At 64.3% G+C, this 12,751-nt stretch carries 15 protein-coding genes; 10 read left to right on the forward strand and 5 right to left on the reverse strand.

Annotation, left to right across the window (positions count from 1 at the left end):
- Window positions 1-23: 23 nt before the first annotated feature.
- The 3 genes from CH285_RS07415 to CH285_RS07425 are packed head-to-tail and all read left to right on the forward strand — an operon-like array spanning window position 24 to window position 3,084.
- Window positions 24-629 (forward strand): TetR/AcrR family transcriptional regulator, encoded by a 606-nt coding sequence (locus tag CH285_RS07415; protein WP_094643636.1) that lies wholly within the window; start codon window positions 24-26, stop codon window positions 627-629.
- A complete protein-coding gene (locus tag CH285_RS07420) occupies window positions 626-1,504 on the forward strand; it encodes an ABC transporter ATP-binding protein (protein ID WP_094643601.1) in 879 nt (292 codons plus the stop codon). The genes CH285_RS07415 and CH285_RS07420 overlap by 4 nt, the downstream gene beginning before the upstream one ends.
- Window positions 1,501-3,084, forward strand: coding sequence for an ABC transporter permease (locus CH285_RS07425; RefSeq protein WP_255032455.1), 1,584 nt, complete (start codon window positions 1,501-1,503; stop codon window positions 3,082-3,084). The genes CH285_RS07420 and CH285_RS07425 overlap by 4 nt, the downstream gene beginning before the upstream one ends.
- A 16-nt stretch (window positions 3,085-3,100) precedes the next feature.
- On the opposite strand, the gene CH285_RS07430 is transcribed toward CH285_RS07425, so the two are convergent.
- Window positions 3,101-3,574 carry a DUF4190 domain-containing protein gene (locus tag CH285_RS07430; RefSeq protein WP_230597483.1) on the reverse strand — a complete coding sequence of 158 codons (474 nt, stop codon included), beginning with the start codon at window positions 3,572-3,574 and terminating at the stop codon, window positions 3,101-3,103.
- Window positions 3,575-3,685: 111 nt separating this feature from the next.
- On the reverse strand, window positions 3,686-4,450 hold the full coding sequence (locus CH285_RS07435; protein WP_032382365.1) for a pirin family protein: 765 nt from the start codon (window positions 4,448-4,450) through the stop codon (window positions 3,686-3,688).
- A gap of 156 nt (window positions 4,451-4,606) precedes the next feature.
- Between CH285_RS07435 and CH285_RS07440 the strand changes: the two genes are divergently transcribed.
- The 5 genes from CH285_RS07440 (at window position 4,607) to CH285_RS07455 (ending at window position 8,669) form a co-directional block, all read left to right on the forward strand.
- Complete coding sequence (locus CH285_RS07440; RefSeq protein ID WP_094643600.1) at window positions 4,607-5,992, forward strand: maltokinase N-terminal cap-like domain-containing protein; 1,386 nt, start codon at window positions 4,607-4,609, stop codon at window positions 5,990-5,992.
- A gap of 83 nt (window positions 5,993-6,075) precedes the next feature.
- A complete protein-coding gene (locus CH285_RS27820) occupies window positions 6,076-6,243 on the forward strand; it encodes a hypothetical protein (protein ID WP_167326956.1) in 168 nt (55 codons plus the stop codon).
- Between the two features lie 95 nt (window positions 6,244-6,338).
- The gene (locus CH285_RS07445) at window positions 6,339-6,815 is read left to right on the forward strand and encodes a GtrA family protein (RefSeq protein WP_052068738.1); all 477 of its coding nucleotides are present in this window, start codon (window positions 6,339-6,341) and stop codon (window positions 6,813-6,815) included.
- A gap of 130 nt (window positions 6,816-6,945) precedes the next feature.
- Window positions 6,946-7,902 carry an acyl-ACP desaturase gene (locus CH285_RS07450; RefSeq protein WP_027495283.1) on the forward strand — a complete coding sequence of 319 codons (957 nt, stop codon included), beginning with the start codon at window positions 6,946-6,948 and terminating at the stop codon, window positions 7,900-7,902.
- 62 nt (window positions 7,903-7,964) lie between these two features.
- Window positions 7,965-8,669 (forward strand): M50 family metallopeptidase, encoded by a 705-nt coding sequence (locus CH285_RS07455; protein WP_032369542.1) that lies wholly within the window; start codon window positions 7,965-7,967, stop codon window positions 8,667-8,669.
- 15 nt (window positions 8,670-8,684) lie between these two features.
- Here CH285_RS07455 and CH285_RS28650 read toward each other — a convergent pair whose 3' ends face one another.
- Both CH285_RS28650 and CH285_RS07465 read right to left on the reverse strand, forming a co-directional pair.
- Window positions 8,685-8,870, reverse strand: coding sequence for a YdeI/OmpD-associated family protein (locus CH285_RS28650; RefSeq protein ID WP_080729129.1), 186 nt, complete (start codon window positions 8,868-8,870; stop codon window positions 8,685-8,687).
- 24 nt (window positions 8,871-8,894) lie between these two features.
- Entirely contained in the window at window positions 8,895-9,167 is a 273-nt protein-coding gene (locus CH285_RS07465; protein WP_032369541.1) for a DUF1905 domain-containing protein, read from the reverse strand.
- An 85-nt stretch (window positions 9,168-9,252) separates the two neighbouring features.
- On the opposite strand from CH285_RS07465, the gene CH285_RS07470 reads away from it, so the two are divergent.
- A complete protein-coding gene (locus CH285_RS07470; RefSeq protein ID WP_141214952.1) occupies window positions 9,253-10,227 on the forward strand; it encodes an SMI1/KNR4 family protein in 975 nt (324 codons plus the stop codon).
- Here the strand turns inward: CH285_RS07470 and CH285_RS07475 are convergent.
- Window positions 10,224-11,627 (reverse strand): GntP family permease, encoded by a 1,404-nt coding sequence (locus tag CH285_RS07475; RefSeq protein WP_032367146.1) that lies wholly within the window; start codon window positions 11,625-11,627, stop codon window positions 10,224-10,226. The genes CH285_RS07470 and CH285_RS07475 overlap by 4 nt on opposite strands.
- Window positions 11,628-11,743: 116 nt before the next feature.
- Here CH285_RS07475 and CH285_RS07480 point away from each other — a divergent pair, with 116 nt between their 5' ends.
- Window positions 11,744-12,709, forward strand: a complete 966-nt coding sequence (locus CH285_RS07480) for a lysophospholipid acyltransferase family protein (protein WP_094643634.1) — start codon at window positions 11,744-11,746, stop codon at window positions 12,707-12,709.
- Window positions 12,710-12,751: the final 42 nt, after the last annotated feature.

The raw sequence follows: 12,751 nt of genomic DNA on the forward strand, positions 1-12,751 counted from the left end.
AACGGGTGTTTAATGTGCTGTACATGCGTTCAGCATCGGAGGATCTGACCACTCGCGCGCGGATCCGCGACACCGCGATCGACGTCTTCGGCATGCAGGGTTTCACCGCCGGTGTGCGGTCCATCGCCAGCGCCGCCGGCGTCTCACCCGGGCTGCTCAACCACCACTTCGGGTCCAAGGACGGACTTCGGGCAGCGTGCGACGAGTACGTCCTGCGCACGATCCGCGAATCGAAGGCCGGTACTACCGGGGTGATGGAACAGCTTGCTCGCATCGACGAGTACGCACCGCTCGTCGCCTACATCGTGCGGAGCTTCTCCTCGGGCGGAGCGCTGGCCCGAGAGTTGTTCGAGCACATGGTCGACGACGCGGTCCGGTACCTCGACGACGGAGTACGCGACGGCCGATTCACACCCAGCCGCGACCCCGCGGCGCGCGCCCGGTTCCTGACGCGCCAGAACGTGGGCGGTCTGCTGTTGTACGTGCAGATGGCCGGTCCGGACGTCGATTTCCATGTGGCTCTGAGCGCGCTCGGCGACGAGGTCATGCTGCCGGCACTCGAGCTGTACACCGATGGATTGTTCACCGATTCCCGAATCTTGGACACCTATCTGGAGGCCGAGCAATGACCGACGCCATCGCAGTCGCCGATCTGGTGAAGACGTTCGGTTCGGTCCGGGCCCTCGACGGCCTGAACCTGCACGTCGAGACCGGTGATGTGCACGGCTTTCTCGGCCCCAACGGGTCGGGTAAATCCACCACGATCCGCGTACTGCTCGGTCTCGTGCGCGCGACGTCGGGGACGGTCCGGTTGCTCGGCGGTGATCCATGGGCAGACGGCGTCGCGCTGCATCGACGGCTGGCCTACGTTCCCGGAGATGTGACGCTGTGGCCGTCGTTGACCGGCGGAGAGGTGATCGATCTGCTCGCCAGGATGCGCGGCGGTATCGACTCCGACCGCCGGGCGGAGCTGATCGAACGGTTCTCCCTCGACCCAGGAAAGCGGAGTCGCACCTATTCGAAAGGCAATCGCCAGAAGGTCGCTCTGATCTCGGCCCTGGCATCGAACGTGGAGCTGCTACTCCTCGACGAGCCCACTTCCGGTCTCGATCCCCTGATGGAGCAGCAGTTCGCCGAATGCGTGAAAGATGCTGCGCGACGCGGAGTCACGGTGCTGCTGTCCTCGCACATCCTGTCCGAGGTGGATGCGTTGTGCAGTTCGGTCACCATCGTCCGGGACGGGCGCACGGTGGACACCGGGACCCTGGCGTCGATGCGGCACCTCACCCGCACGACGATGACCCTCACTGTGGATCGAGTACCCGGCGATCTCGACAGGCTCACCGGGGTCAGCGGGGTGACCGTGGACGGGTCCACGATTACCTGCACGGTGGAGAACGAGGCGCTCGCTGCGGTGATGCACGTCCTGGCCGACGCAGGCGTGCAGAGCATGATCAGCTCCGCGCCGACTCTCGAAGAGCTGTTCCTGAGGTACTACGCATGAACAGCCTGAGCGGCACAGTGGCATTGCTGCGGTTGTATCTACGCCGCGACCGACTCGTGTTGCCGATCTGGGTCGTTCTGCTCGGAGCGCTCCCGCTGCTGTACGCGGTCAGCTTCGAGGGGCTGTATCCGACGGCGGCAGACCGTCGAGCGTTCTATCTCGGCACCGAGGCAGTGCCGGCGCAAGCGGCTCTCGTGGGGCCGATCTTCGGTAGCGACCTCGGTGCCCTGGTGTCGTGGCGCGCTGGACTGATGCTGACCCTCGTTCCGTTGGCGGCGATCCTCACCGTCGTTCGGCATACCCGCGGTGAGGAGGACGCGGGCCGTGTCGAACTGTTCGGGTCGACTGCAGTGGGCAGATTCGCAGGACTGACAGCGGCCGTGCTGCTGGCGGGCGGCGGTGTGGTGGCGACGGGAATGCTGTCGTTCGTCTCGCTGTGGGCGTCCGGTCTGCCGGTGGCCGGGAGCGTCGCGTTCGGTGCCTCGATCGTCGTCGTCGGTGCGGTGTTCGTCGGCTGCGCGGGGCTGGCGGCACAGGTGGCGTCCGGGGCTCGCGCGGCTCGCGGCTATGCCCTCGGCGTGTTGGCCGCAGCGTTCGTTCTCAGAGCGATCGGCGACATCGGTTCGGGAACCCTGTCGTGGTTCTCGCCGATCGGGTGGTCGGCGCAGGTGCGACCGTTCGCCGACGAACGGTGGTGGCCGCTGTTGCTGTCGCTGGCGACCGCTACGGCGTTCGTCGCCGCAGCGTTCGTGGCAGCGAATCGACGCGATCTCGGCAGTGGACTGCGGGCCGAACGCCGCGGCCGGGTGGCTGCCGTTCCGTCGCTGTCCGGTCCCGTCGCCCTCGCGTGGCGACTGTCCCGCGGAACCACCGTCGTCTGGACCCTCGGCCTCGCCCTGTTCGGTATCGCGATCGGGTCGTCCACGGACGGCATCGGCGATCAACTCGGCAGCAGCGCCGCCATCAGCGACGCACTGGGCAAGTTCGGCGGCACCACGATCGAACAGTCGTTCATCGCCGTCGTGCTGAGCATGGTCGGCATCATGGTGGCGACCTACTCGGCGTCGGCCGTGCTACGTCTGCACAGCGAGGAAGAGTCGGGTCTGGCCGAGATCGTGCTGGCCACCGGCATCTCGCGCCGTCGGTGGGCGGCGGGGTATCTGCTCTTCGCCGTCCTCGGCCCGGTGTGGCTACTGCTGGTCGTCGGCCTCACCATCGGGCTGACGTACGGGTCGGCAACCGGCGACATGTCGCGCGAACTGCCGTCCGCCGTGGTCGGCGCTCTGGCTCAGCTCCCGGCCGTGTGGGTGGTGACGGCCATCGGCGTGGCATTGTTCGGCGCTGTCCCTCGATTCGCGACCGTCCTGTGGGCGGTCCTCGGCGGCTTCGTTGCCCTGGGGCAGATCGGGGCGGTGGTCGGGCTGCCCCAGTGGTCACAGGACATCTCGCCGTTCACCCACCTGCCCAAGCTGCCGGGTGGAGAATTCTCGGTAATGCCCTCGCTGTGGCTCGTCGCTGTCGCCGCCGCCGCAGGCGGTGCCGGAAGCATCGCGCTGCGCCGACGGGACGTCCGCGGCTGAGTGAATCGGCCGCGACTCAGTTCGGTGTCGAGTCGCCGTACTGGTTCTCGACGTTCTGCTGGAATTCGTCGGCGCATTGCTGTTGCGCTGCAGTATCGCTGCCTGCGTTGGTCATGCAGTCGGTGAAGTCCTGTCCACCGACTGCATTGAACAGGCCGACGCCGACGACGACGAGAACGATCGACAAAGCCGTCGCCACGAAACCGAGAATGATCGCGATGAGAGACACGGTGCCGTTGGTGGCGACGCGCTTCTTGTACCTCGACCGACCGATGAAGCCGAGGACGATCGCGATCAGGCCGAGAACAATGCCGCCGACGATGGTCCAGGAGAACAGCACACCGAGAATCGCGAGAACCAGAGCCACTGTGCCGATGGTGTTCTTCGGCGCTACCGGCTGTTGCTCGTATCCACCCTGCTGATATCCGCCCTGCTGGGGGTACTCGCCGGGTGAAGGATAGTTTCCGGGCGGGGGATAGTCATTCGACACGTCTGATACCTCCGAGATCGGCGATCGTGAACGCTCGGAGTGTATGCAGATCTCAGTCGTGCGCGCAGACGCCACGTGCCCCCGTGATCAACTTGTCATCGAGCGTTCCTGTCAGCCGCCCAGTCGCGAGTGCATCTCCCAGATCAGGATCTCGGCTGGTTCCGAGGCCGTAATTCGCTGTCCGCCAGTGGAACTCATGCGTACCGCGTCACCCTCGTACAGTTCTCCGACACCCTCCATCGAGACGGTGCCGCGGACCACGAACACGTGCACGAACGGTGCGTCGGGAACGGTCACGGTCGAATCCGGTGTCAGTCGCGCAGCGTGCAACGCGGCAGATTTCTGGCCGATGCCGATGGCCGCCTGACCACGGTGTCGGTTCATTCCCGACGCGACGGTGACGAGTCCGCCGCGCAGCAGTTCGTCGTCGATCTCGAGTTGCTCGTAGCCCGGTGCGGTGCCGGGACTGTCGGGCATCACCCACATCTGTACGAAGCGGACGGGTTCGGTGTGCCGATTGCCGTCGATACTCCAGGAGTCGTTCTTCTCCGAGTGCATGATGCCTTTGCCCGCACTCATCCGTTGCGCCAGTCCGGGATAGATGATGCCGGAGTGCCCGATCGAATCCTGATGCACCAGAGAGCCCTGCACCACCCACGTGATGATCTCCGTGTCGCGGTGCGGATGCGTTTCGAATCCCTGCCCGGCAGTGACGATGTCGTCGTTGTTCACCAACAACAGGCCGTGGTGGGTGTTCTCGGGGTCGTAGTGCTGACCGAAAGAGAACGAGTGCTTCGAGTCGAGCCAGGACACACGGGTTTTCAGTCGATCACCGGCACGATGCACGTCGATGTGGGCGGTCAGTGGAGCGGACATGTCCTCACTGTACGAGCATGTCGATGCACCGGCGTACGACCTGCATAACGTTCGGGTGTCTTTGCTGCCGGGGTGTGACGGCGGCCCCGAGTGGGTAGGTTCGGACACGGTACGGTCACACGCTCTGCAACTCCCCGAAGGCGGCGAGAGATACTCATGGTCGGTTCCAGCTCGAGCGCGGCACACGCTGTTCGACACCTGCTCGAGGGCGCACTGGTGTCGTGGTTGCCAGGTCAACGATGGTTCGGCGCAAAGGGTTCGACGGTGGGTGCCGTACGGATCGTCGCTCGGGACGTGCTGCACGACGAGCCGCATTTCGCCGCCGAGCACCTGCTCGTCGAGGTGGACCTCGTCCAAGACGGCACGTCGGTGACCCAGACCTATCAGGTGCCCCTCGGTTTCCGCACCGAGGTACCCGAGGAACTACGCCCGTGGCTGTTGCCGGTGCCCGGTGAGGTGGCAGTGTTCGACGGGTTACGTGATCCGGAGATCATCGCCCTGTACGGTGACGCGTTCTCCGATGAGAACCTTACGGGCAGTATCGAATTCAAGGTCGTCGACGGTTCGAGCGTGCCGCAGGGCATGCGCGGTCGGGTTCTGGGTGCAGAGCAGTCCAACACGTCGGTGATCCTCGGTGATCTGCTGCTGCTCAAGCTGTTTCGTCAGGTACCGCCCGGAATCAGTCCGGACGTCGAGTTGCACCGCGCGCTGGCCGAGGCCGGCAGCGTCAACGTGGCACCGCTGCGAGGGTGGCTCGAAGCGCAGGTCGGCGGTGAGACGACCACGCTGGGGATGATCCAGGACTTCGCCGCGAATTCTGCCGAGGGATGGACCACTGCGCTGGCCAGCGTGCGCGAGGTGTTCGATTCCCCCGCCACGCCGATCGAGGATTTGTCCGCCGATTTCGCTCCCCACGCGTATCGACTCGGCGCTGCCGTCGCGCAGGTACACCACGACCTGGCCTCGGTCTTGGGGACCGCCGAACGGTCCGTGGAATCGACGGCCGTCGAAGAGATCCTCGAGCGCATCTCCGGAGTAGCGCGAGTGGTTCCGGAGATCGCCCAGTACATCCCCGCCGCGACGGCCCTGATCTCACGGGCCGAGGCGTCGAGCAGTACCACCGTCCAACGCATTCACGGCGATCTGCATCTGGGGCAGGTATTGGGGACCCCCGAACGGTGGCTGCTCATCGATTTCGAGGGAGAGCCGGCCAAGTCGCTGGACGAGCGCAGACAAATGGACAGTGCTTTGCGCGACGTCGCGGGAATGCTGCGGTCGTTCGACTATGCCGCCAACCACCTGCTCGTCGACCTGCCGGAGGACCCGGCGCTACGGGAACGCGCCGAGCAGTGGGCCGCGCGGAGCATCACGGCCTTCTTCGACGGGTACGCGTCGGTGGCCGGCCATGATCCACGCGACGAAGCCGATCTGCTGCGCGCGTACGAACTGGACAAAGCGGTCTACGAGGTTCTGTACGAAGCGCGCAATCGACCGACCTGGCTGTCTCTGCCGATGCGCGCGGTCGAACGGTTGGTCAGCTGACGGCAGTGAAACGGGCTGTAGGGGCGGGCGTGGACCGGCCCGTCTACGACAAGTACCGTATTGCCTGACACGGGAGGCAGGACATGAACGGTATTTTGGCAATTTTCGGCATCGCGGTGGTAGTCATCACCATCGTCGTGGTGGTCGTGCTCGTCGCGGTGTTGTTCGTCGCGTCGATCAAGCCCGACAAGCTGAACATCGACCTCGGTCGCAAGAAGCGTGAACGGGAAGAAAGTTCCTCGAAGGTCTGAGACCTCGGTCACCTCTGGCACCGATTCGCGCAGACGCGGAGTTGTATCGATTCGAAGCGTCGGTCGACGCTTCCGGTTCTACAACTGGAGACCTCGTGAGCACAGCACTGTCAGCGCCTACGGTGCCCGACTGCAGGGCACGCCTGTTCGGTGAGACTGTGCGGGCGCAGTTCGCTCGTTTCGTGATCGTCGGGGTATCGAGCAACGGCGTCTATGCACTGCTGTTCGTCGCTCTCGCGTCGTTCGGATCTTTCCCCGCCAATCTGGCGGGAGCGTCGGCGAGCACCGTTCTCGCCAACGAGTTGCACCGTCGCCACACCTTCCACGCCGCCGACCGCGTCGGCTGGTTCCAGACCCAGTGGGAAGCGGGAGGACTCGCCCTGATCGGGCTGGGTCTGAGTACCGCCGCGCTGGCCGCAGTCCACCTCCTTGTTCCCGCCGCCGCCACGTACGTGCAAGTTCTGGCTGTGATCGCCGTCAGCGGTCTGGTCGGTGCCGCTCGATTCCTCGCCCTTCGCGGATGGGTATTCCGTTCGCCGAGCCTCCCCGGGATGGAAGCGGCTCATTCGTGATGCTGTGACAGAGCACGACCGGTCTCGAAGAACGGTTGCTACCTGTAACAGAGTTTCGGCGAGGCTTCGTGATAGTCGCCCGTATCGACCTAGGCTCGTGAGCTGACGTCAATGCGAGGAGGCATGTCGAATGGCCAGGGATCTGACACAGCTCGAGCTTCTGCAGGAGCTGGTGCCCACTGCCGAGGACAACGTGAACCGTCACATTTCGATGGCGCGCGAATGGCATCCCCACGACTACGTGCCGTGGGACGAAGGCCGTAACTTCGCCGCGCTCGGCGGTACGGACTACGACCCGGAGCAGTCCAAGCTCTCCGACGTCGCGCAGGCCGCGATGATCACCAACCTGCTCACCGAGGACAATCTGCCGTCCTACCACCGTGAGATCGCCGAGAATTTCTCCCAGGACGGTGCCTGGGGAACGTGGGTCGGCCGGTGGACCGCCGAAGAGAACCGTCACGGCATCGTCATGCGCGACTACCTCGTCGTCACCCGCGGCGTCGATCCCGTCGCCCTCGAAGAAGCCCGCATGATCCACATGACCAACGGGTACGCGTCGCCCGCCGGCGCAGGGGTCGGTCTGTTGCACTCGGTCGCGTACGTGACGTTCCAGGAACTGGCGACCCGCGTCTCGCACCGCAACACCGGCAAGGTCTGTGACGACCCGATCGCCGACCGCATGCTCCAGCGCATCGCCGCCGACGAGAACCTGCACATGATCTTCTACCGCAACATCACCGGCGCAGCGATGGACATCTCGCCGGATCAGACGTTGCAGGCCGTCTCGGACATCGTGACGAACTTCGTCATGCCCGGTGCCGGCATGCCGAACTTCCGCCGCAACGGTGTGTTGATGGCCAAGCACGGCATCTACGACCTGCGTCAGCACCTCGAAGACGTCGTCTGGCCCGTGCTGCGCAAGTGGCAAGTGTTCGAGCGCAACGACTTCACCGCCCGCGGTGAGAACAAGCGCGAGGAACTCGCCGCGTTCCTCGAAGACCTCGAACGTCAGGCCACCAAGTTCGAGGAGATGCGAGATCGCTCGCTGGCCCGCGAACGCGCCAAGGCCGAGGCGCGCGCGTCCTGAGGTGACCCATGTGAGCGGAACTTCGTAGTCTGCTACGAAGTTCCGCTCACATAGGGTGTGGTGTGAACGAATTCTGGGACCGCATTTCCGCGGTGAGTCCTGATCCACCCGTGTGGATCGTCCAAGTGGCTGCCCTGGCGGCGCTCGTCATCGTCGTGTTGCCGCAGACCTGGCGGATTGCACGCAACGTGGTGACCATCGCGCACGAGGGTGCGCATCTGTTCGTCGCATTGATCACCGGGCGTCAGTTGATGGGTCTTCGGCTGCATTCGGATACGTCCGGCGTCGCGATCTCCAAGGGCAAGCCCACCGGTCTCGGTGTCATCGCCATGACTTTTGCGGGCTATGTCGGGCCGTCTCTTCTCGGACTCGGAGCCGCTCTGGTACTGGGTACACAGCGAGCCTCGGCCGTGCTGTGGATCGGCATCATCTCGATTGCGTTGATGCTGTTGATGATTCGCAACATCTACGGACTGCTGTCTCTCGTCACCGTCGGTGGCCTGCTGTTCGTCGTGTCCTGGTGGGGTACCGGGGAACAGCAGGTCGCTGCGGCGTACTTCATCACGTTCTTCCTGCTGATCGCCGGTCCGCGCCCCGTTCTCGAACTGCAGAAATCCCGAAGTGCCGGACGGGCGCGGGACTCCGACGCCGATCAACTGGCTCGGCTCACTTTCCTGCCCGGCATCGTCTGGGTCGGACTGTTTCTCGTCGTCACCGTCGGCGCACTCGCACTGGGGGCGTGGAGAATCCTCGTTCCGGTGCAGTGACGACCGGCCTTGGTGTCAGCCCTCCGTCTGTTCACTTTCCGTCAACGAGCTCACCAGTCGCGTGATGCGCTCTGCTTGGGTCTGCGGTCGCGCAGCATTGTCGATCGGCATCAACAACCGACGCCGGTCGCTTGCTCTCTTCCGCTCCCATACGGTCGTGCAGCTCGCGTCTTCCATCGCACGCGCCAGATCCTCTGGCACCGGAACGAGATCGGGGTCGGCCGGTTAGAATTCGCACGACACCAGATCACCGGCAGCGACGCCCAACCGACGCTGGAGACCTGCACCGACGTAGACGAACGACCCGGACAGCACAGTCGAATCTGCTTTGTTGAGACCGAGATTGAGACTCAGTCCGTCGATCGAACCGTCGATCCGGCGAGTCGGCCACCGCTCCGCTGCCTCGACCAATCGAGTCGGAACTCGGATGATCGTGTACGTGTTCTTGCCCCACGTCAACGGCTCGAGCACTCCGTCGAACCGGATGCGGTCACTCACGATTGACTCGCATCGCTCACAGCGGCAGCATAATCGAGTGATGGTCTCTTCGGCGGGAGCTCTCACCCGCGACTAGGTTGGCGTCGTGACTCTTACTGAAGTGTGGACGGCATACATGGCGGCCCTCCAGGAGCGCGCGCCGGTCACCGCTGCGTCGATTCGGGCTCCGCGGGCCCTGGGTGAGCGTGAAGCCGCCGAACGTGCGACGACCCCGTGGCCGGATGAGTTGCGCGAGTTCTACGGGCTGCACGACGGGCAGCACGTTCCCTCGGGTACAGACCACGTCCCGGTTGGCTCGGTGTTGCCGGATTCGAATCTATTGTCGTTGGACGAAGTTCTGGCCCGGCACACGTTCAGCCTCGAAAATCCACATCCGATCGATGATCTGGGCGATGACTGGCCTGATCTCGTTCGCGCCCAGCAAGCAGGTGAGACGGCGGAGATGTTCGTCCCTGCTTATGTCCCGCTTGCCGAGGATGGCGCCGGTGGAACTACCTACGTGGATACTCGTCCGGGTTTGCGTCGAGGATGTATCCGCAACTTTTCGTACGATTCCGCCGACCAGGGTGCGCCGTGGTTCGACTCCCTGACCGAGTACATCGCAGCTCTGTACCGCAGCGTCGAGTCCGGATCTCCGATATACGACGACGTAGTACCCACGTTTGTGGACGGTGTGCTCGAGTGGTGTGACCCCGAGTTTTCCGACGGATCGATGGCACATGCGGGGACGCTCCCGGTCATCCGAATACCTTTCGCACTCATCGACTTTCGTCCGTCGCAATTGTCGGACGACGACGACCTGATCGATCTCGACCATGTCCGTCGTACCGTCATCGAGACCGCTCGGAGGCTGCACCCTTACTCCGTGGTGGAGCACGCACGAGCGGTGTATCGGCAGGTGCCGCGTGTGCGCGGTGCCAACATGAATTGGTGGGTGTCGATTGATGGAGCGGAGACGGTCTTCACCGCAGTTGTCACCGGAGAGGGACACGACGTCCTCGTTCTGGAGCTTCCGTCCGGGGGATGTGTGCTCGAGGGCGACCAAGGAGAACCCCGCTAGAACACCACCCACAGCAGCGACGCGAGGGCGAAGATCGCCAGTCCCAGTGTCGTTTCCATGACGGTCCAGGTCTTGAGGGTGGTCTTCTCGTCCATGCCGAAGAAGCGGCTGACGAGCCAGAAGCCGGAATCGTTGACGTGGGAGAGCACGGTCGCTCCGGCGGCGAGTGCGAACACGAGCAGGGCGATCTTGAAATTGCTCAGATCGAGCTCGGCGACCTGCACCGAGATCAGCCCGGCGGTAGTGGTCAGGGCCACGGTGGCCGAACCCTGCGCGACGCGTAGCGCGGTGGCGATCAGGAAGGCCTGCAACAGGATCGGCAGTCCGAGATCGGACAACGAGGCGGTCAGAGACTGGCCGATTCCACTGGCCCGAAGTACTCCGCCGAACATGCCGCCGGCACCGGTGATCAGGATGATCGAGCAGATCGGTCCGAGGGCCTGGTCCATGTACTTCGCACCGTCGGCCACGGGGAAGCGTCCGGGCGCGAGGATGAACAGGGCCAACAGCAAGGTGATGAGCAGCGCGATGGGCGTCTGACCGATGAGAGTCAGGGCCGCTGCCCAGGTTTCGTCTCCGGTCAGCACACCCGAGGTGGTCAGAGTGTTGACCACGGTGTTGAGCGAGATCAGTACGAGCGGTGTCAACAGAATGAACAGCACCGCACCGAACTTGGGGGCCGGGTCGCGGAGGCCGGCCATCTCTTTGTCGTGTTCTTCGGAGTTGGCTGCGCCATCGGCGAAGAGGTCGGCAGGCGCGGTGACGAATCGTTTGCCGAGCTGGGTACCGACCAGGTAGGAGCCGACGAACCAGGAGACGACTGCGACGGGAACTCCGACGAGAAGCACCGAACCGATATCTCCGCCGAGGAGTTCCGTGGCGGCGACGGGACCGGGGTGCGGGGGAACGATGGCGTGCATCGCGGCGAACGCGCCTGCGGTCGGCAGTGCGTACAGCAGCACCGACCCGCCGAAACGCCTGGCAACTGTGAAGATGATCGGTAGGAAGACGACGAGTCCGGCGTCGAAGAAGATGGGGAAGCCGAAGATCAGCGCGGCGACACCGAGGGCGAGCGGTGCGCGCTTGGCTCCGAATCGGTTGATCAGAGTATCGGCCAATACTTGAGCGCCACCGGTGATTTCGAGCAGTCGGCCGACCATCACGCCCAGGGCGACGAGTAGAGCGACCGAACCGAGGGTGGAACTGAAGCCCGAGAGCAATGCCGACGGCACGTCTGCCAGTGGGATCCCCGCTGCGACGGCGGTGACGGCGCTGACCAGAACCAGCGAGACGAAGGCGTGCAGTTTCACCTTCATGATCAGGAACAGCAGAACTGCGACGGCTGCTGCGGCGATCAGGAGTAGGGGAGTCGTCCCGTACGCCGGTTCGATCGGATCCATCTGTGTACCTCGTTCACTCGGCTGGAGATTCGACCATAACGGACAGCTCGATGCCCGCGCGGGGATACCGAGCACGGTCGTCGGACCTGGAGTTCGCGGTGGAGTACCGTGCGGGTATGAGTGATGGGGATCACGTAACGGGTGGGGACAGCTCCGACAAGCCTTCGAAGGACGCTTTACGCGAGCAAGCGCAGCGTTATGCCGCAGCGGCTCGGCTGAAGATGAAGGAGCGACGCGAGAAGGCGTCGGGGGGGCTCGGGTCCGTGGTCGCCGACCGTGCAGGAAATTGGGATCTCGACGATCAGAACACCGTGGCGATGGACCGTCAGCAGAAGCTCTGGAACGGGGTGATGGATCGCTACTTCCGGATGGAGATCGACGGTTGGGAGACGATTCCCGAGTCGCCGGTTCTCGTCGTCGGAGTGCATTCGGGTGCGCCGTTCGTGTGGGACGCGTGGACGGTGGGTGCGCAGTGGTGGCGGCATTTCGGCGACAAGCGAATCCTGCACGGCACTGCGCACGACGCGCTGATGGCATTTCCGTTGATCGGCAAGGTCTTTCGATCCATGGGTGTGTTGCCGGCGGCTCCGGACTCGATGTCGACCGCATTGGCCGAGGGCCGAGACGTGATCGTGTGGCCCGGTGGTGAGGTCGATTCGCTGCGGCCGTGGAGCAAGCGTGACGAGGCGACACTGGGTGGTCGAACCGGTTTCGTCAAGCTTGCGATCCGGATGGGTGTGCCCATCGTGCCGGTGGCGACCGTGGGCGGGGCCGACGCCATGCCGGTGCTCATTCGAGGCGACAAGCTCGCAAAAGCGCTCGGACTGGACAGGTTTGCGCGCCTGAAGGTCTTTCCCATCGCCATCTCGCTGCCGTGGATCATCGCGCCTGCCGCGCTGCCGCAGATTCCGTTGCCCGCCAAGATCCGAACCCGGTTCATGCCTCCGGTCGAGCTGGACCACGATCCGTCGCGCTGTGACGACGAGGCCTACGTCGACGCGAAATACGACGAGGTCCGCGCCAGTATTCAGGCCGGCATGGACGAGCTCGCCAGCAAGCGCAAGTTCCCGGTGTTCGGCTAGTTCGCTCGCGCCGAGCATCGCGGACCGTAGCTGACCGCGATC

The sequence above is a fragment of the Rhodococcus sp. 05-2256-B1 genome, assembly GCF_002258465.1.
GTDB classification, from domain to species: domain Bacteria; phylum Actinomycetota; class Actinomycetes; order Mycobacteriales; family Mycobacteriaceae; genus Rhodococcoides; species Rhodococcoides fascians.